This is a genomic window from Nonomuraea turcica (assembly GCF_030718205.1).
Classification (GTDB): domain Bacteria; phylum Actinomycetota; class Actinomycetes; order Streptosporangiales; family Streptosporangiaceae; genus Nonomuraea.
On sequence record NZ_JAUZQF010000025.1, the window covers coordinates 67,337 to 84,575 of the forward strand.

Sequence of the window (17,239 nt, forward strand, 5' to 3'; positions counted from 1 at the left end):
GAACGAGGAGGGTGGCGCCCCCGTCACGCACCCCATTGATGACCCGGTTGGTGCAGCTCAACGCATCGCCGCACGTTACCGGCAGCAGGAGCTTTCACACTCCCCCATCGACTCCGTGTGCGATCACACGGCCTAGGACTCCATCCCTCGCCGGAGTCCTGGCGCCGCCGCTCACGGGGCAGGAAGCGCGTCCTGGCGGGTCCCCCACGCCCGCCAGGGCGCGCTTTCCTCCGAGGGACCAGCCGATGGATCTCTTCCTTCTTCCGCCCGCCCGGCGGCCCTCGCGGCCGCGGCCCGGCGAGCACGAACGTCTGGACGGCAGGCATGATCGTCAGCCATGGCCGCGTGGCCACGCCGGTCACCCAGTCCATTCCGCTCACGTCCGCCGCCAAGATCCAGCCGTCCGCGTTGACGTCTACTGCCTCATCATCAACCCTCGGAGCCCGAACTGGGGGCCGCTTCGCCATGGTGGGACTGATGGGGTTCGTGGGTACGAATCCATTTCCCGGACCAAGGTCGACTAGCGGAAGGATGTGCGCTGGTGTGGATGAGGATCCAGGCTCCCGGCCGGCGTCCAGTTCACCAGCGTCAGGGTCTCGTCGATCCGGTCGTAGGACGCCCGCACCCGCTCGCCCGGCTCGGGGGGCCGCTCCCCGTGCCAGTTCCCGTACACCAGGCATCCCGGCACCGCCGCCAGCCGCACCATTACGACCACGTAGGGCTGCCGCGCGCCTGGCACGAACGCCTGGTGGTTCACGATCCAGCTCTCGACCCGCCCCTCGGGCTCCACTTGCTGCCAGTGCCACGCCTCGCTCCGGCACGCCGGGCAGAACGCCCTGGCCGGGAAGCGCGTCGTCTCGCAGATGTCGCATCGCTGCACGGCGAACTCGTGCCTGGCGATCCGCTCCCACCACTCCCGCGAGTCCCGGTCGGGCTCGGGCCGATAAGCCATCACGACCTCCTGAGGATCAGCGCGGAGGTCGCCGGCAGGATGTAGCCGGGCTGGGCCGTGGACAGCGCCACCTCGGCGCCCGGCACCTGGCGGTCGCCCGCGTCGCCCCTGAGCTGGGACACCGCCTCCGCGATGTGGTTGACGCCGTGGACGTAGCCCTCCGACAGGAAACCCCCGTGGGTGTTGACCGGCAGCGGGCCGTCCAGGGCCGTGGCGCCCGAGGCCACGTACGGGCCGCCCTCGCCCTTGGCGCAGAACCCGTAGTCCTCCAGCTGGACGATCACCGAGTACGTGAAGCAGTCGTAGATCTCGGCCACGTCGACGTCCTCAGGGCCGAGCCCGGCCTGCGTGTACAGGCGCGGGGCCAGGGTGGCGGCCGCGGTCACGGTCGGGTCGGCGTCAGGAGCCGACAGGTGGGACGTGCCGCCGCCCCACGCCGCGGCCGAGATCAGCACCGGCGGGCGGCGCAGCGAGCGGGCGCGTTCCGCCGTGGTGACGACCACGGCGCAGGCCCCGTCGGTCTCCAGGCAGCAGTCCAGGAGGCGAAAGGGCTCGGCGATCCACCGGCTGGCCAGGTAGTCGTCCAGCGTGATCGGCGTACGCATGAGCGCCCGCGGGTTCTTGGCCGCGTTGGCGCGCTGGGTGACCGCCAGGTGCCCGAAGTGCTCGGCCTTGGTGCCGTACTTCAGCATGTGGGCGCGGGCGTACATCGCGTACTGCTGCGGCGGCGCGACGTACCCGTACGGCGCCTGGTACTGCGCCTCCGGGCTCGCCGGAACCCCCCGGCCGGTGCCGCCCATGCGGAACTCGGAGCGGGCGTTGATGGCCCGGTAGCAGACGACCGTCTCGGCCAGCCCGGCCGCGACCGCCAGCGCGGCCTGACCGACCACGGCGTGGGAGACGCTGCCGCCGCCGAACTGGTCCAGGTGCCAGGTCAGGTCCGCCAGCCCCAGCGCCGGGCCGACCAAGGTGGGCGGGGCGGAGTCGCCGACGCGATGCGTGGCCAGGCCGTGCACGTCGTCGGCCGTCAGTCCGGCGTCCTCCAGGGCGGCCAGCACGGCGCGGCAGGCCAGCGTCAGGGTGCTGACGCCGGAGTCCTTGGTGAAGGGGGTGTATCCGACGCCGGCGATCGCCGTCACGTCCCGAAAATCAAGCAAGCGCTTGGCCACACCGATAACGCTATGCCGGGCATTTCGCCCATGTCAACGCACGTGCGGCGGCACAGGTCCGCACCGTGTGCGACACCAACCTGTGCGGCATTCGACTTGACATGTTTCCCCGGCCCCCCTAGCGTCCAAGCAAGCGCTTGGTAAGATAGGGCGCAGCCGGTGGACTAGGAGGCGGACCCATGAGCACACACGCTGCCCGGCTCGTCGCGCCGGACGGCTGCCGCAGCCTTCCGGCGCCGCATCAGCGCAGGATTCGCAACGGAGCCGCCATGCCGACGGGCCCTTCCCCACAAAGCGCCAACGGCCATCTGGACAGCCGGCGCTTCCGGCAGGTGCTCGGCAGGTTCGCGACGGGCGTGGTGGCGATCACGGCGCTCGATCCGCTGAACGGCGAGCCCTGCGGCCTGGCCGCGAACTCCTTCACCTCGGTCTCGCTCGACCCGCCCCTCGTGGCGTTCTGCATGGCGCACACCAGCACCAGCTGGCCCAGGGTACGCGGCGCGAAGATCGTCACGGTGAACGTGCTGGCCGAGCACCAGCAGGCGGTGTGCGCACAAATGGCCACCAGAGGCGGCGACAAGTTCGCGGGCCTGGAGTGGACCGGCTCCCCCGGCGGCAACCCCGTGCTCGAAGGCGCGCTGGCCTGGATCGACTGCGCGGTCGAGGCTGAGCACGCGGCGGGCGACCACATGATCGTGGTGGCCCGGGTGCTGCAGCTCGACACGCACGCCGAGGGCGGGCCGCTGGTGTTCTTCCGCGGCGGCTACGGGGGGTTCGTTGACGCTTCCTGAGCTCGGCGAGACCCCCGGCTTCCGCGAGGAGGTGCGGGCCTGGCTGGAGGAGGCGCTCAGCGGCGAGTTCGCCCCGGCCAGGGGCCTCGGCGGCCCTGGGCGTGAGCACGAAGGGCACGAGCTGCGACTGGCCTGGGAGCGCCATCTCGGCAAGAACGGCTGGACCTGCCTCGGCTGGCCGGAGCGGTACGGCGGGCGCGCCGCCTCGCTGGAGGACCAGGTCGCCTTCTACGAGGAGTACGCCAGGGCCGATGCCCCCGCGCGGGCCGGCCACATCGGCGAGGGCCTGATCGGGCCCACCATTCTCGACTTCGGCACCGACGAGCAGAAGGCCCGGTTCCTGCCGCCGATCCAGCGGGGCGAGGAGCTGTGGTGCCAGGGGTACTCCGAGCCCGAGGCCGGCTCCGACCTGGCCGGCGTCCAGACCAAGGCACATCTGGAAGACGGCCGCTGGGTGATCACCGGCCAGAAGGTGTGGACCTCGCTGGCCCACGTGGCCGACTGGTGTTTCGTCTTGTGCCGCACCAAGCCGGGCTCGCAGCGGCACCGCGGGCTGTCGTACCTGCTGGTGCCCATGCGGCAGCCAGGTGTCACCGTGCGACCGATCGTGCAGCTGACCGGGACGTCGGAGTTCAACGAGGTGTTCTTCGACGGCGCGCGCACGGCGACGGACAACGTGCTGGGCGCGCCCGGCGACGGCTGGCGGGTCGCGATGGCCACGCTCGGCTACGAGCGCGGCGCCTCCACGCTCGGGCAGCAGATCGGCTTCCGGCGCGAACTGGCCAGGGTGATCGAGACGGCGAAGCGGACCGGCGCGGCCGATGACCCGGTGCTGCGTGACCGCCTCGTGCGGGCGTGGCTGGAGCTGGAGATCATGCGGCTCAACGCGCTCAGGATGGTGCGCCCCGACCCGGGGCCGGAGGTGTCGATCGCCAAGCTCTACTGGTCGGAGTGGCATCGCCGGCTCGGCGAGCTGGCGCAGGCCGTCCAGGGGAAAGCCGGGCTGGTAGGCGAGCTCAACGACCTGCAGCGGCTCTACCTGTTCAGCCGGGCCGACACGATCTATGCCGGTTCCAGCGAGATCCAGCGCAACATCATCGCCGAGCGCACCCTGGGACTGCCACGGTGAGGGAGAGGCGATGACCCCGGCGTACCCCAAGGCACACGGACTGCTCGACGGCAAGGTGACGCTGGTGACGGCGGCCGCCGGCGCCGGCATCGGCTACGCGACCGCCCGCCGGTGCGCCGAGGAAGGCGCCACGATCGTGGTCTCGGACCGGCACGAACGCCGCCTGGCCGCCGCCGCCGACACCCTGACCGAGCTCACCGGCGTCAAGCCGCTCGCCGTCCCGTGCGACGTGACGTCCGAGGCGCAGGTGCTGGCGCTCTTCGACGCGGTGGTCGAGGCGCACGGCCGGCTCGACGTAGTGATCAACAACGCCGGACTCGGCGGTACGGCGCCGCTGGCCGAGATGTCCGACGACCAGTGGCACGCGGTCATCGACGTCACCCTGAACGGCACCATGCGCTGCACCCGGGCCGCGCTCCGCCAGATGATCGGTCAGGGCTCCGGCGTCATCGTGAACAACGCCTCGGTGATCGGGTGGCGGGCGCAGCGCGGGCAGGCCCACTACGCTGCCGCCAAGGCGGGGGTGATGGCGCTGACCAGGTGCGTGGCGCTGGAGGCGGCCGAGCACGGCGTGCGGGTCAACGCGGTGGCGCCGTCGCTGGCGGTGCATCCGTTCCTGGCGAAGGTGACCAGCGAGGAGTTGCTGGCGGAGCTGGCGGCCAAGGAGGCGTTCGGGCGGTCGGCGGAGCCGTGGGAGGTGGCGAACGTGATCGTCTTCCTGGCCAGCGACTATTCCTCGTACATGACGGGCGAGGTGGTCTCGGTCTCCTCCCAGCACCCCTGACCGGCCCCTGTCAGGGAAAGATCAGGCTATGCGGCAAGAGGTTCCGGATCTACTGTCCGGATTATGGGCCCACGCTCCTCCTTCCTGCTCGATGTCCTCATGACGGAGTTCGGCGAGTCGATCAAGCAAGACCCCGCCGCATTTAGGCGGAAATTTCGGAAAATGGCGGCCTCCCCCTTCGCCTTCTACCGCGGCAGCGCGTCCCTCTTCTACGCGGATATGACCGGCGCGTACGCCGACGACGCCTACCTCGACGCCCCCACCAGCCGCGTCTGGATCCACGGCGACCTGCACGCGGAGAACTTCGGCACGTACATGAGCGCCTCCGGGGTGCTCGTCTTCAACGTCAACGACTTCGACGAGGCGTACGTGGGGCCCTACATCTGGGACCTCAAGCGCTTCGCCGCCAGCGTGGCGCTGCTCGGGTACGCCAAGGCGTTGTCGGACGACACGATCGGCGGGCTGGTGACCGACTTCGCCAGGGCGTACCTGGACGAGCTGGGCGGCATCGCGGCCGGCGGGGACGACGCGATCGGCTCGCTCACCCTGGACACCACCACGGGCGTACTGCACCACGTGCTGCAGACGGCGCGGCTCAACACACGGGTGGCGCTGCTCGACGTGGAGACCGTGATCGACGACTACGACCGGCGCTTCGCGCTCATGGAAGGGCGGACGGCGGTCGACGCGGCGACCAGGGACGCCGTGCTGGCCGCGTTCGAGGAGTACCTGACCACGCTGCCCACGCAGGCGAACCCGGTCGAGCACGTGATCAAGGACGTGGCGCTGCGCAAGGGCGTGGGCATCGGGTCGGCGGGGCTGCCGTCGTACAACCTGCTGCTCGAAGGGCGCTCGCAGGCGCTGGAGAACGACGTCATCCTCTACATGAAGCAGGCGGCGGTGCCGGCCGTGGCGCGGCACGTGACCGACGAGAAGGTGGTCTCCTACTTCCTGCACCAGGGGCATCGCACGGCGGAGTCGCAGCGGGCGCTACAGGCCTACGCCGATCCCTGGCTGGGGTACACGACGCTCGGCGGAGTCGGGCAGCTCGTGGCGGAGGTGTCGCCGTACTCCGCCGATCTGGACTGGGACGACGTGAACGAGCCGGACGAGCTGCGCTCGATCATGCGGGACCTCGGGCGGGCGGTGGCGCGCATGCACTCGGTGGCCGACGACGAGTCCAGCCACGACCTCGTCGACTTCTCGACGGAGGAGGCGATCATGGCGGTGATCGACGGCGACAGGTCCGGATTTATCGGGGTTTTGGTGGATTTTGCTCACCGTTATGGGGCACAGGCCCGGGAAGACCACCAACGGTTCGTCGATCTGTTCCGCAACGGCCGCCTCCCTGGCGTCTGACCCGCGGGCGGGAGCGGAGGGACCCCCGTGCGACATCTGATCGGGCTGCTGCTGGGGACCGAGGAGGACTGGCCGTCGGCGTTCGAGACCCTGTTACGGCGGCTCGGGCCGATCAAGGGGGTGGGCGAGTTCGACGTGGAACGGGTCACGATCGAGCCGTTCGACCTGCGCGCGAAACCGCGGCACGCGCTGGTGATCGATCGGCTGGCGTACTGGTATTACCACCCGCGCGAGTGGCTCAAGAAGATCTCCATGATGGACGACGTCTATCTGCTCAACAGCCCGTTCACGTTCCAGTCGATGGAGAAGCACGCCGCTTACTGCGCGATGATGCGGCTCGGGCTGAAGGTGCCGGAGACGGTGCTGGTGCCGTACAAGAACCCGCCGGACAACACCAGGTACGCCTACACCGCGGCCCGCTACAACCGGCCCTTCGACCTGGACGAGGTGGCCGAGCGGATCGGCTACCCGCTGTTCATGAAGCCGTACGACGGCGGCGCCTGGCGCGGCGTGTCCCTGGTGCGCGACCGGGACGAGCTGCACCGGGCCTACGACGCCAGCGGCGAGATGCTCATGCACCTCCAGCAGGCCGTCCAGGGGTACGACGCGTTCGCCAGGTCGCTGTCGATCGGGCCCGAGACGATGGTGATGCGCTTCAGGCCCGAGGAGCCGATGCACGCGCGGTACGCCGTCGACCACGAGTTCCTGTCACCGGCCGCCGGCGAGGAGGTCGTGACGATCGGGAAGCTCGTCAACGCGTTCTTCCGGTGGGAGTTCAACTCCTGCGAGACCCTGGTCAAGGGCTCGGACGTGCACCCCATCGACTACGCCAACGCCTGCCCCGACGTGGCGCTGACGAGCCTGCACTACTACTTCCCCTGGGCGATCAAGACGCTGGTGAAGTGGTGTGTGTTCTGCGTGGCCACCCGGCGCAGGCCGCGGATCGATCTGGAGACGCACGACTACTTCGCGGTCACCGGGACGTACGAGGAACGGCTGGCGGAGTATCGAAGGCTGGCGGACCGCTATTTCGACACCGAGCGTTACCACGAGTTCTGCCGGACCCATCTGGGGCACCTCGACGAGGTGGTGCTGGAGTGGGTGGCCGCGCCGGAGTTCGACCGGCTGCTGGTGGACACGGTGAAGGCCACGTATCCGGCACACGAGCACGACCGGTTCGTCGAGCACTTCAGGGGGCTGCTGCGGCTCTGGGTGAAGGACCAGGGCTAGCGCGGAGGGTGCGAGCCAGGCCGGGATCCCGGCCTGGCTCGCCGGAGGGGGCTCGAGGACCAATCAGTCGACGATGTCGTCGATGCTCGCGCGGCTGCCGTAGCTCGCCGTGACGGCGTTGCCGTTGACGTTGTTGACACTGCTCGCGCCGTGGCCGTTCACGTTGACGTTGACGACGTTGCCGAAGTTGTTTCCGGACTGGGACGAGGACCTGTTGGAGCTGGAGTTGCCCGCGTTGACGTCCGCGTACGCGACGGCGGGCAGGAGCCCGGCGCCGGCCGCGGCCGCGGCGATGAGGCCGGTCGCGCAGAGCTTCTTCACCATGTCGATGTCCTTTCGGTCAGCCGAAGATGTATGTCACCGTGATGCCGCCGTGCGTGGCGGTCGAGGCGATGCCGTTGACGTTGTTGACGTTGGTCGAGGCGCCCTCACCGCGGTTGGCGGCCGAGACGTCGCCGAAGTTGTTTCCCGACTGGGACGAGCCGCTGCTGCCGCTCCAGTTGTAGGACCAGGAACGGTCGCCACAACGGTCGGACCAGCCGTCAGCGCGCGCGGGGACAGCAGGGAGCGCGCCACTCGCGACCGCTGCCACCATGGCCGCGGCGGCGCACACTCTTCGGATCACTTCTGCTCCTTCGCCCTCAGGGCCTTGACCTTTCCTTGGCCCTTGGAGATCAAGGTCGATGCGAGCCTATAACTCTGCGTTGTCAATTGATAGCGCAAAGTAATCAGAATATTGTTCGGCACATACGCTGACGCAGGATGTCAGCGACCCGGGCCTATCGTCCCCGCATGATCTACGAGCTGCGGCAGTACACGTTGCGCCCGGGGCGGCGCGACACGCTCATCGAGCTGTTCGAGCGGGAGTTCGTCGAGACGCAGGAGGCGGCGGGCATGCGGGTCGCCGGGACCTTCCGCAACCCGGACGCGCCCGACACGTTCCCCTGGCTGCGTGCCTTCCCTGACATGCCGGCCAGGAAGGCGGCACTGGAGGCCTTCTACGGCGGGCCCGTGTGGCAGGCCAACCGCGACGCGGCGAATGCCACGATGATCGACTCCGACGACGTGCTGCTCCTGCGCGCCCTCGCGGAGCCGCCCGCATGGGAGCGGCCGCCGGTCGGCGCGGCCGAGCTCCCGCCGTCGATGTACGTGGCCACGATCTGCCACGTCGAGGACGGCTTCGCCGGCTTCTTCGACTCGGAGGTCGCTCCGGTGCTGGCCGAGGCCGGGGTGCCGGTGGTGGCCCGGTTCGAGACCGAGCACGCGGAGAACACCTTTCCGCGCCTGCCGGTCCGGACCGGGGAGACGGTGTTCGTGTGGTTCGCCCGCTTCGACACGCCGGAGGACGAGCGGGTGGTGGACCTGCCGATGCTGAAGACGCGCCTGACCGCGGCGCCGCAGCGGCTCCGCCTGCGTCCCACCGCCCGGTCCGCCATGCGCTGAGCACGCCCAGGGACCACCCCCTGACCAAGGGGCGGGCGAAAGCTGGGGTTTTCCCTAGGAGGCACCCTGAGTCTGCGGGTACGCCGGACATCTACGCTCCAAAGGCGGTAGATCTCAGCGGAGGGCCCTGGATGGACGTGCATGAGATCAGAAGACGGCACGAGGACGAGCTCCTCGCCATCCCCAACGTCACCGGCGTCTCCACCGGTAAGGGCGACGCGGACGAGGACGTGATCGTCGTCTACGTGACCCACATGGTCTCGTCAGGAATCCCGGCCGAGCTCGACGGCGTACCCGTCAAGGTCATGGAGATCGGGACCCCCACGGCTCAGTGAGCATCACCGCACCCGGAACTCCTTCCATGTAGGAGGTGGTTGGCGTGAGCCAGCCGGAACTGATGCGCGGATCCCAGGGCTATCGCCTGTCCGACGCCGCCAAGGAGCAGGCTGCCCACACACTGATGGATCCTGCGACGCGGCCGAGCAATGTCGTGGGGTTCGGCCAGGGCGTCAAGTGGACGCATGGGGAGCCGACCGGCGAGCCGGCACTGCTCGTCTTCGTGTCGCAGAAACTCCCGCCCACCATGCTCAGGGAGCAGGACCTGCTGCCCCGGCGCATGGACGACGGGACGACCGTCGACGTGGTCAGGGTGGGCCACGTCGTCGCCGAGCGGCTGATGGGCTCTCCCCAGGCGATGAGCGCCCCCGCCGCCCAGTTCATGGGCGCACCCGCCCCCGCGATCCCGCGCGGCGACGGCGCGCCGGCCGACACCGGCGTACAGGTGCTCACCCGGCGCATGCGGCCCTGCCCGTCCGGCTTCTCCATCGGCAACGTGCAGGTCACGGCGGGGACGATGGGCAGCGTCGTCTACGACTTCCTGCCCGGCGCCACCATCGACCCGCCCGCGCCCGGGCTGGGCATCCCCTCCCGGTTCTACGTGCTCAGCAACAACCACGTCCTGGCCGACTCCAACCGCGCCCCCGTGGGCAGCGCGATCGTGCAGCCGGGCCGCTTCGACGGCGGTGTCGATCCCCAGGACCGGATCGCCGTCCTGTCCAGGTTCATCCCGATCGACCTCACCCCGGCCATCCCGCTGACGAGCCACAACAACATCGTGGACGCCGCGATCGGCGAGGTGCAGTTCCAGGAGGCCACCAGGGAGACCTACTTCAACGGCGCGCCCAGAGGCTGGCGCCGCAAGGCCAACGTGTCCGTCGGCGACCTGGTGAAGAAGACGGGGCGGACGACGAACCTGACGCTGGGCCGCATCATCGCGGTGGACGCCACGATCGACGTGAGCTACGGGTTCGGCGTCGGCCGCTTCCGCGACCAGATCGTCACGACCGCGATGTCGGCGGGCGGCGACTCGGGCTCCCTCGTCACGAGCCTGGACAACGTGGCCATGGGCCTGCTTTTCGCCGGGTCGGTCCAGGTCACCATCGTCAACCACATCGAGCACGTCCGTAGCCTGCTCCGCGTCGAGATCGCCGAGACGCTGGCATAACCCGCTGAGACGCCGCAGCGGTGCGGCATCGGAGGAGAGAAGCACCATGCCTCAGTCAACCAAGGCGCCCGACCGGGCCTTTTACGACGCCACCGGAGGGCAGGCCAAGTCCTTCGCGGAGTCCGTCGCCGCGCAGAAGAGCGCCACCATCAACGCCTACGTGGAGCTGCGCAACGGGTCGGCGATCTTCGTCATCGACCTCGAGATCGACCCGAACACCTATCCGTTCCAGGTCGTCAGCGGCACCATCAAGTCGGGGATCTGCGGCGCACCGTGGGCCGTCACCAGCGGCCACCTGGGTGAGCAGCTCCTGCTGAACGCCACCAGGAAGGGCCAGGGCAGCTGCGCCGACACCATCACCGTGGTGGGCGAGCAGCAGGATCCGCTGTCGTGGCGGGGGACGTACGGGTTCGACGGCACCGCCTCGTCGTTCCGGCACACGACGATCTTCCACGCCTGGTCGCTCAGCCCGTGAGGTCACCGGCCAGGTGGCGCCAGTAGGGGATCTCGCCGCCGCCGTCCACCCGTACCTCCGCGCCCGTCACATAGGCGGGCGCGGACAGCCACAGGCACGCGCCGGCCACGTCCTCGGGCGTGGCCGGCCGACCTGCCGGGATCGCCTCGCCCATCCGGCCGTCCCCGTGCTCGCCGTAGTGGCCCGCCGCGCTCTCGGTGGCGGCCAGGCCCACGACGACCGTGTTGACTCGCACGTCGGGAGCCCACTCGGCGGCCAGGCAGCGGGCCAGGTGGTGCAGTCCGGCCTTGGCGGCGCCGTACGCGGAGGTGCCGGGCGAGGGACGCGCGCCGCTGGAGCTGCCGATCATCACGATGGCCCCGCGGGCGGCGGCGAGCAGCGGGTAGGCGTACTGCGCGACCAGCAGCGGGGCCGTCAGGTTGAGCTCGATGACGCGGGCGTGCAGGCGTGGCGAGGTGCCTTTCAGCGGCGCGTACGGCGAGCCGCCCGCGTTGTTGACCACCACGTCGAGCCGGTCGAACCCGGCCACGAGCCGCTCGACGTCCTCGGGGACCCGCACGTCCGCCCGCACGAACCGGAACTCCTTGCCCGGAGGCGGCGTGCGGGCACAGACGGTCACCTCGGCTCCCGCCTCATGGAAGGCCCGCGCGATGCCCGCGCCGATGCCCTTGGTCCCGCCCGTCACCAGGACCGACTTGCCCGAGTAGTCGTAAGTCAGGGTCACGGATGCTAACGTACCAAGCAAGCGTTAGGTGAACCAGGGAGCGAGATGGGGATCACGCTGCGGGCCGGGCCGATCGCCGAGGTCGTCGTCGACGTGCCGCCGGTGAACGCGTTGGCCGTGCGGGGCTGGGAGGAACTGGCCGAGGCCGTGCGGACGGCCGGGGACGACCCGGGGACCAGGGTGGTCGTGTTGCGGGCCGAGGGGCGCGGGTTCAACGCCGGAGTCGACATCAAGGAGCTGCGGGACTCCGTGGGACACGAGGCCCTGGTCGCGGTCAACCGGGCCTGCTACGCGGCGTTCGCGGCCGTCTACGAGTGCACGGTGCCGGTCGTGGCGGCGGTGCACGGGCACTGCCTGGGCGGCGGCGTCGGGCTGGCAGGGAACGCCGACATCGTGGTGGCCGCCGACGACGCCTACTTCGGGCTGCCCGAGGTGGACCGGGGCGCGCTGGGCGCGGCCACGCACCTGGCCAGGCTGGTGCCGCAGCACTTGATGCGGGCCATGGTCTACACCTGCAGAAATGTTTCCGCGGCCGAGTTGCACGCGTTCGGGTCGGTGCTGGAGGTCGCGCCGCGCGACAAGCTGCGGGACGTGGCGATGGAGGTGGCCGGGCAGATCGCGGCCAAGGACCCGTACGTCATCCGGCGGGCCAAGGAGTCGCTCAACGGCATCGACCCCGTGGACGTCAAGCGCAGCTACCGCTTCGAGCAGGGCTTCACCTTCGAGCTGAACCTCATGGGGGCAGGCGACCGGCACAGGGAGCGATTCACGTGACGGCGGTTCGCGACAACAAGGTGATGTCCGCCGAGCAGGTCGCGGGCGCGCTGGAGAGCGGGATGACGGTCGGGATCGGCGGCTGGGGCTCGCGGCGCAAGCCCATGGCCCTGGTGTCGGCGCTCCTCCGCTCCCCCGTCCGTGATCTCACGATCGTGTCCTACGGCGGCCCGGACGTCGGCATGTTGTGCGCGGCCGGGAAGGTGCGCAAGGTCGTGGCCCCGTTCGTCACGCTCGACACCATCCCGCTCGAGCCCCATTTCCGGCGGGCCAGGCAGGCGGGGGAAATCGAGTTCACCGAGTACGACGAGGGGATGTTCATGTTCGGGCTGCTGGCCGCGGCGCACCGGCTGCCGTTCCTGCCGACGCGGGCGGGCATGGGATCGGACGTGATGCGGGTCAACCCGGGGCTGCGGACGGTGCGGTCGCCGTACGAGGACGGGGAGGAGCTGGTCGCGGTCCCGGCGCTGACCATGGACGTGGCCTTGGTGCACCTGAACCGGGCCGACGCCCGGGGCAACGCCCAATACCTGGGGCCGGACCCGTACTTCGACGACCTCTACGCGAAGGCGGCGGCGCGCTGCTACGTCTCGTGCGAACGTTTCGTGGACACCGCCGACCTGCTGAAGGAAGGGCCGGTGCAGTCGCTGCTGATCAGCCGGTCGATGGTGACGGGCGTGGTGGAGGCGCCTGGCGGGGCCGGGTTCACCTCGTGCGAGCCGGACTACGGGCGCGATGAGGAGCGGCAGCGGCGTTACGTGGAGACGGGTGTCGATGAGCAGCAGGGCTGATGTCTGCGTGGTGGCGTGCGCGGAGGCGTTCAGGGGCGACGGGGAGATCCTGGCGGCCGGGATCGGCGGGGCGGTCACGGTGCTGGGGGCGCGGCTGGCGCGGCTGACGTTCGAGCCTGATCTGCTCACGAACGACGGCGTCTGCCTGCTCACGGGGGACGTGCCCGCGCTGGGCCGGGCGGCCGAGGTGGTCGAAGGCTGGCTGCCGTTCAGGGAGCACCTGTGGCTGGTGCTGAACGGGCGGCGGCACGTCATGCTCGGCGCGAGCCAGATCGACCGGTACGGCAACACGAACATCTCCTGCATCGGCGACTGGGCACGGCCCAAGACGCAGTTGCTGGGGGTACGGGGGGCGCCCGGGAACACGCGGTGCGACCCGACGAGCTACTGGATCCCCCGTCACAGCCCTCGGGTCTTCGTCCCGAAGGTGGACATGGTGAGCGGCCTCGGGACCGACCGCGGGGCCTTCGAGCTGCGCCGCGTCGTGACGAACCTGGCCGTGCTGGACTTCCGCACCCCTGACGGGTCGATGCGGCTCGCGTCCGTGCATCCCGGGGTGACGGTCGATGACGTGGTGGCCGCGACCGGCTTCGACCTCGTGATCGACGCGGATGTCCCCGTGACGCGGGAGCCGGAGCCCGAGGAGCTGCGGGTCCTGGACCTGCTCGACCCCTCCCGGAGCCGCGACCGCGAGGCGGCGGCGTGAGGACCGCGCTGACGTCCCTGGTCGGCTGCCGGTATCCGATCGTGCAGACCGGAATGGGGTACGTCGCGGGCGCGCGACTGGCAGCGGCCGCCTCGCAGGCCGGCGGTCTGGGGGTGATCGGCGCCGCCACCATGTCGGTCGCCGAGATGACCGAGGCCATCCGGCGGGTGAAGGAGCGCACGGACGCGCCGTTCGGGGTCAACATCCGCTCCGACGCCGACGACGCGGCCGAGCGGGTGGACGTGATGGTGCGGGAGGGCGTGCGGGTGGCGTCGTTCGCCCAGGCGCCCAGGCGGGACCTGATCGCCCGCCTCAAGGACGCCGGGGTGGTGACGATCCCCTCCGTGGGAGCTCGCCGGCATGCGGAGAAGGTGGCCGCATGGGGCGTGGACGCGGTCATCGTGCAGGGTGGCGAGGGCGGCGGCCACACCGGCCCGGTCGCCACCACCCTGCTCCTCCCCCAGGTCGTGGACGCGGTGGACATCCCGGTGATCGCGGCCGGCGGCTTCTTCGACGGGCGGGGGCTGGCGGCGGCGCTGGCGTACGGGGCCTGCGGGATCGCCATGGGCACCCGGTTCCTGCTGACCAGCGACTCGCCGGTGCCCGACGAGGTGAAGAAGGTCTACCTGGCGGCGCGCGAGACCGTGGTGACGACCAAGGTGGACGGGGTGCCGCATCGGGTGCTCAGCACCCCGTTCGTGGCCTCGCTCGAACGCTCCCGTCTGGCCAGGGCCGTGGTGAACGGGGCCAGGTTCAAGCGGCTGTCCGGGCTGTCATGGGCGGCGCTGATCCGCGAAGGCCGCCGGATGCGGCGCGGGCGGGAGCTGACCTGGGCCCAGGTGCTGCAGGCGGCGAACACGCCGGTGCTGCTGCGGGCGGCCATGGTGGAGGGGCGGGCGGATCTGGGCGTGATGGCGTCGGGCCAAGTAGTGGGCGTGATCGACGACCTGCCTTCATGCCGGGAGCTGATCGAGCGCATCATGGCGGAGGCCGACGCCACCCTGTCCCGCCTGACGCCGGACAGCTGAGCCAGCGAATTGCCGCCTCATCACCCGATCCAGCCGCTTGTGGAGAAAGGCCAGCTCAACGGACCTGCCTTTGAAACCGAGCCCTGCCACCTGGACAGCTCCTACGTAGATTGAATCTACGTAGATGAAATCTACATAGGCAGAGCGGCGGGTGGTGAACGGCTCGATCTCGATCGCGGCACGTCGGCGGGCGACGTACGCCGCGACTCAGAGCACGGTGATGCCGCGGGCGGCGAGGATGGCGTTGGCCTGGGTCTGGTTGATGATGGCGCCGGCGAAGGCCCGCAGCTTGGCGTCGTCCGGCTGCCCCAGGTCGGCGCCCCGCAAGTCCGCCTTGGCGAATTTCGTGTTCAGCAGACGCGTCCCGATGAAGCGGCAGTCGCTGAAGGCGGCCTCCGTGAAGTCGCACCCCGACAGGTCGGCGTCGTCGAAACGCACGCCCTCGATGGCCTCGCCGCGCAGCGAGCAACCGCCCAGATTGGCCAGGGTCAGGTTGGAGCGGGCGATCTTGAAGCCGGTGCCACGGGACGCCGTCAGGGAGGCGCCGATCATGCGGCACCCGGTGAACGAGACGTCCGTCAGCAGCGCCCCGCCGAACTGCGCCGACGACAGGTCCACGTCCGTGAACGTCACGTCGATGAGGTCGGCGTCGTTGAACCGGGTCCGCATCCCGCCGCCGCCCGTGAACGCCGCCCCGTCCAGGTCGGCCTTGCGGAAGTCGGTCTGCTCCAGGACACAGGACTCGAACCGGGCCCCCGCCAGCGAGGCGCCCCACAGGTCGGTCTCGGTGAGGTCGCAGTCGCGGAAGACGTGCGGCTCGTCGGGCGGGAGGCGGTCGGCCAGCGCTTTGTGTGAGAGGTCCTCGCCGTCGAAGTTCACGGTGTCACACACTACCGGTCAGCACCTCGGCCGCCGCCTGCCCGCAGACCCGCGCGGAGCCGTACGTGGCGATGTGGACGGCGCCCAGGTCCGACCGGGCGGGCAGGCCCATTTCGACCACGACCGCGTCCGGGCGGGCGCTGAGGAGGTGCCGCAGGGCCTCGGCCTGCCAGGCGTAGCGGTGCGCGTCGCGTACCACGATCACCAGAGGGCGGAAGACGGCCTCGCCGATCAGGCGCTCAAGCGCGGCGCCGGTCGCCTCGCCGGCCGCGAGGCGGGTGACCGTGGTGCCGGGCAGCAGGCGGGTGAGGGGCTCGCCGACGCCCCAGGGGGTGCCCTTGTCGATGGCCAGGTTCATCTCCGGGGCCAGTTCGACCACGTACGGGGCCGAGGACAGGGGCAGGATCGGGGCCGTGGAGCGGCGGGTGATGCGGATGGCGCGGCGGGCGGCTGTGAGGCCGAGGTAGCCGTTCTCGTGCCCTTGTGCCTGGCTGCCCGAGGAGGTGGCCCAGGCGGCCAGCTCGCGGACCCGGCGAGCGGCGTCGGCCAGCCGCTCCTCGGGCAGCAGTCCTTCGGTCACCGCGGCGGCGATGGCGTCGCGGACCTCGACGGCGACGGCCTCGTCGGCCCGCTCCCCGCCGATGCAGATCGCGTCGGCTCCGGCGGCGATGGCGCGGGCGGAGGCGCCCCCGATCCCGTACGCCCCCGACACCGCGGCCATCTCGATGCCATCCGTGATGATCATCCCGTCGTAGCCCAGCTCCTCACGGAGCAGCCCCGTGAGGACCTTGGGGCTGAGCGTGGCGGGCAACTCGGCGTCGTACGAGGGCACCAGGAGGTGGCCGGTCATGACGGCCTTGACGCCCTCCTTGATCGCCTCGCGAAAAGGGACCAGCGCGGCCTCGATCCCGTCGCCGGCCACCACGGGCACGCCGTGGTGGGAGTCGATGGAGGTGTCCCCGTGCCCGGGGAAGTGCTTGGCGCAGGCGGCGACGCCGGCCGACTGCAGGCCGCGGACGAACGCCCGGGTGTGCCGGGCGACCAGGACCGGGTCGGCGCCGAACGCCCGCAGGCCGATGACCGGGTTGTCCGGGTTGGAGTTCACATCCGCCGAGGGGGCGAAGTCGATTGTGATGCCGGCCCTGGCCAGGTCGCCGCCGAGGTCCCGGGCGACGGCCTCGGTCAGGCCCACGTCGTCCACGACGCCGAGCGCGTACCCGCCGGGGCGGCTGCTGCCGGTGGCCACCTCCAGTCTGGTGACCTCGCCGGACTCCTCGTCCGTGCCGACGAGCACCGAGGGGTTCTCGGCACGCAGCTCGGCGGTCAGCCGGACCACCTGGCCGGGGCCGGCGATGTTGCGGGAGAACAGCACCACGCCCGCCAGCCCGTCGCCGAGTCTGCGACGGAGCCAGTCGGGGGGCGTCCGTCCCGCGAAACCGGGGAAGAGGACGGCGTCGGCGAGGCGAAGCAGGTCACCGCTCTGGGGCATGCCCGCAATCTA

General features: G+C 70.6%; 20 protein-coding genes. 13 read left to right on the forward strand and 7 right to left on the reverse strand.

The genetic code is table 11. The annotated features are described in order from the left end of the window. Window positions 1-520: 520 nt before the first annotated feature. Both Q9G87_RS46405 and Q9G87_RS46410 read right to left on the reverse strand, forming a co-directional pair. Entirely contained in the window at window positions 521-952 is a 432-nt protein-coding gene (locus tag Q9G87_RS46405) for a Zn-ribbon domain-containing OB-fold protein (RefSeq protein ID WP_305923051.1), read from the reverse strand. After that, on the reverse strand, window positions 952-2,121 hold the full coding sequence (locus Q9G87_RS46410) for a thiolase C-terminal domain-containing protein (protein ID WP_305923052.1): 1,170 nt from the start codon (window positions 2,119-2,121) through the stop codon (window positions 952-954). The genes Q9G87_RS46405 and Q9G87_RS46410 overlap by 1 nt, the downstream gene beginning before the upstream one ends. 269 nt (window positions 2,122-2,390) lie before the next feature. Between Q9G87_RS46410 and Q9G87_RS46415 the strand changes: the two genes are divergently transcribed. From Q9G87_RS46415 to Q9G87_RS46435, 5 genes are all read left to right on the forward strand, one after another. Continuing rightward, window positions 2,391-2,912 carry a flavin reductase family protein gene (locus tag Q9G87_RS46415; RefSeq protein WP_305923151.1) on the forward strand — a complete coding sequence of 174 codons (522 nt, stop codon included), beginning with the start codon at window positions 2,391-2,393 and terminating at the stop codon, window positions 2,910-2,912. Next, window positions 2,899-4,041, forward strand: coding sequence for an acyl-CoA dehydrogenase family protein (locus Q9G87_RS46420; protein ID WP_305923053.1), 1,143 nt, complete (start codon window positions 2,899-2,901; stop codon window positions 4,039-4,041). Before Q9G87_RS46415 ends, Q9G87_RS46420 begins: the two co-directional genes overlap by 14 nt. 10 nt (window positions 4,042-4,051) lie before the next feature. Then, on the forward strand, window positions 4,052-4,825 hold the full coding sequence (locus tag Q9G87_RS46425; protein WP_305923054.1) for an SDR family oxidoreductase: 774 nt from the start codon (window positions 4,052-4,054) through the stop codon (window positions 4,823-4,825). Window positions 4,826-4,888: 63 nt separating this feature from the next. Further along, window positions 4,889-6,184: a DUF2252 domain-containing protein gene (locus Q9G87_RS46430; RefSeq protein ID WP_305923055.1), complete on the forward strand. Its 1,296-nt coding sequence runs from the start codon at window positions 4,889-4,891 to the stop codon at window positions 6,182-6,184. 27 nt (window positions 6,185-6,211) lie between these two features. Beyond that, complete coding sequence (locus Q9G87_RS46435) at window positions 6,212-7,414, forward strand: ATP-grasp domain-containing protein (RefSeq protein WP_305923056.1); 1,203 nt, start codon at window positions 6,212-6,214, stop codon at window positions 7,412-7,414. 63 nt (window positions 7,415-7,477) lie between these two features. Here Q9G87_RS46435 and Q9G87_RS46440 read toward each other — a convergent pair whose 3' ends face one another. Both Q9G87_RS46440 and Q9G87_RS46445 read right to left on the reverse strand, forming a co-directional pair. Next, window positions 7,478-7,738: a hypothetical protein gene (locus tag Q9G87_RS46440; protein ID WP_305923057.1), complete on the reverse strand. Its 261-nt coding sequence runs from the start codon at window positions 7,736-7,738 to the stop codon at window positions 7,478-7,480. A 16-nt stretch (window positions 7,739-7,754) separates the two neighbouring features. Further along, the gene (locus Q9G87_RS46445; protein WP_305923058.1) at window positions 7,755-8,039 is read right to left on the reverse strand and encodes a hypothetical protein; all 285 of its coding nucleotides are present in this window, start codon (window positions 8,037-8,039) and stop codon (window positions 7,755-7,757) included. Window positions 8,040-8,206: 167 nt separating this feature from the next. Here Q9G87_RS46445 and Q9G87_RS46450 point away from each other — a divergent pair, with 167 nt between their 5' ends. The 4 genes from Q9G87_RS46450 to Q9G87_RS46465 all read left to right on the forward strand — a co-directional run bounded on the left by Q9G87_RS46450 (window position 8,207) and on the right by Q9G87_RS46465 (window position 10,836). Further along, window positions 8,207-8,857, forward strand: a complete 651-nt coding sequence (locus Q9G87_RS46450) for an NIPSNAP family protein (protein ID WP_305923059.1) — start codon at window positions 8,207-8,209, stop codon at window positions 8,855-8,857. A gap of 131 nt (window positions 8,858-8,988) precedes the next feature. Beyond that, window positions 8,989-9,192, forward strand: coding sequence for a hypothetical protein (locus Q9G87_RS46455; RefSeq protein WP_305923060.1), 204 nt, complete (start codon window positions 8,989-8,991; stop codon window positions 9,190-9,192). Window positions 9,193-9,236: 44 nt separating this feature from the next. Further along, entirely contained in the window at window positions 9,237-10,361 is a 1,125-nt protein-coding gene (locus Q9G87_RS46460) for a chymotrypsin family serine protease (RefSeq protein ID WP_305923061.1), read from the forward strand. Between the two features lie 46 nt (window positions 10,362-10,407). Next, window positions 10,408-10,836, forward strand: coding sequence for a hypothetical protein (locus Q9G87_RS46465; protein ID WP_305923062.1), 429 nt, complete (start codon window positions 10,408-10,410; stop codon window positions 10,834-10,836). Here the strand turns inward: Q9G87_RS46465 and Q9G87_RS46470 are convergent. Continuing rightward, window positions 10,826-11,560 (reverse strand): SDR family oxidoreductase, encoded by a 735-nt coding sequence (locus Q9G87_RS46470; RefSeq protein ID WP_305923063.1) that lies wholly within the window; start codon window positions 11,558-11,560, stop codon window positions 10,826-10,828. The genes Q9G87_RS46465 and Q9G87_RS46470 overlap by 11 nt on opposite strands. Window positions 11,561-11,605: 45 nt before the next feature. Here Q9G87_RS46470 and Q9G87_RS46475 point away from each other — a divergent pair, with 45 nt between their 5' ends. From Q9G87_RS46475 to Q9G87_RS46490, 4 genes are read left to right on the forward strand one after another with little or no spacing between them, the layout of a single operon-like run. Next, window positions 11,606-12,334 (forward strand): enoyl-CoA hydratase family protein, encoded by a 729-nt coding sequence (locus tag Q9G87_RS46475; RefSeq protein WP_305923064.1) that lies wholly within the window; start codon window positions 11,606-11,608, stop codon window positions 12,332-12,334. 23 nt (window positions 12,335-12,357) lie between these two features. Beyond that, the gene (locus tag Q9G87_RS46480) at window positions 12,358-13,125 is read left to right on the forward strand and encodes a CoA transferase subunit A (RefSeq protein ID WP_305923152.1); all 768 of its coding nucleotides are present in this window, start codon (window positions 12,358-12,360) and stop codon (window positions 13,123-13,125) included. Further along, a complete protein-coding gene (locus tag Q9G87_RS46485) occupies window positions 13,109-13,831 on the forward strand; it encodes a CoA-transferase subunit beta (RefSeq protein ID WP_305923065.1) in 723 nt (240 codons plus the stop codon). The genes Q9G87_RS46480 and Q9G87_RS46485 overlap by 17 nt, the downstream gene beginning before the upstream one ends. Continuing rightward, window positions 13,828-14,859: an NAD(P)H-dependent flavin oxidoreductase gene (locus tag Q9G87_RS46490; protein ID WP_305923066.1), complete on the forward strand. Its 1,032-nt coding sequence runs from the start codon at window positions 13,828-13,830 to the stop codon at window positions 14,857-14,859. Before Q9G87_RS46485 ends, Q9G87_RS46490 begins: the two co-directional genes overlap by 4 nt. A 207-nt stretch (window positions 14,860-15,066) precedes the next feature. Here Q9G87_RS46490 and Q9G87_RS46495 read toward each other — a convergent pair whose 3' ends face one another. Then, a complete protein-coding gene (locus Q9G87_RS46495; RefSeq protein WP_305923067.1) occupies window positions 15,067-15,738 on the reverse strand; it encodes a pentapeptide repeat-containing protein in 672 nt (223 codons plus the stop codon). Between the two features lie 4 nt (window positions 15,739-15,742). After that, on the reverse strand, window positions 15,743-17,227 hold the full coding sequence (locus Q9G87_RS46500; protein ID WP_305923068.1) for a glycoside hydrolase family 3 protein: 1,485 nt from the start codon (window positions 17,225-17,227) through the stop codon (window positions 15,743-15,745). Between the last annotated feature and the right edge of the window lie 12 nt (window positions 17,228-17,239).

Excerpts from the sequence above, each read along its gene's own strand:
- Q9G87_RS46405 (WP_305923051.1), bottom strand. The coding sequence starts at position 952 with ATGGCTTATCGGCCCGAGCCCGACCGGGACTCGCGGGAGTGGTGGGAG.
- Q9G87_RS46415 (WP_305923151.1), top strand. The coding sequence starts at position 2,391 with ATGCCGACGGGCCCTTCCCCACAAAGCGCCAACGGCCATCTGGACAGC.
- Q9G87_RS46425 (WP_305923054.1), top strand. The coding sequence starts at position 4,052 with ATGACCCCGGCGTACCCCAAGGCACACGGACTGCTCGACGGCAAGGTG.
- Q9G87_RS46430 (WP_305923055.1), top strand. The coding sequence starts at position 4,889 with ATGGGCCCACGCTCCTCCTTCCTGCTCGATGTCCTCATGACGGAGTTC.
- Q9G87_RS46440 (WP_305923057.1), bottom strand. The coding sequence starts at position 7,738 with ATGGTGAAGAAGCTCTGCGCGACCGGCCTCATCGCCGCGGCCGCGGCC.
- Q9G87_RS46450 (WP_305923059.1), top strand. The coding sequence starts at position 8,207 with ATGATCTACGAGCTGCGGCAGTACACGTTGCGCCCGGGGCGGCGCGAC.
- Q9G87_RS46455 (WP_305923060.1), top strand. The coding sequence starts at position 8,989 with ATGGACGTGCATGAGATCAGAAGACGGCACGAGGACGAGCTCCTCGCC.
- Q9G87_RS46465 (WP_305923062.1), top strand. The coding sequence starts at position 10,408 with ATGCCTCAGTCAACCAAGGCGCCCGACCGGGCCTTTTACGACGCCACC.
- Q9G87_RS46475 (WP_305923064.1), top strand. The coding sequence starts at position 11,606 with ATGGGGATCACGCTGCGGGCCGGGCCGATCGCCGAGGTCGTCGTCGAC.
- Q9G87_RS46480 (WP_305923152.1), top strand. The coding sequence starts at position 12,358 with ATGTCCGCCGAGCAGGTCGCGGGCGCGCTGGAGAGCGGGATGACGGTC.
- Q9G87_RS46485 (WP_305923065.1), top strand. The coding sequence starts at position 13,109 with ATGAGCAGCAGGGCTGATGTCTGCGTGGTGGCGTGCGCGGAGGCGTTC.
- Q9G87_RS46500 (WP_305923068.1), bottom strand. The coding sequence starts at position 17,227 with ATGCCCCAGAGCGGTGACCTGCTTCGCCTCGCCGACGCCGTCCTCTTC.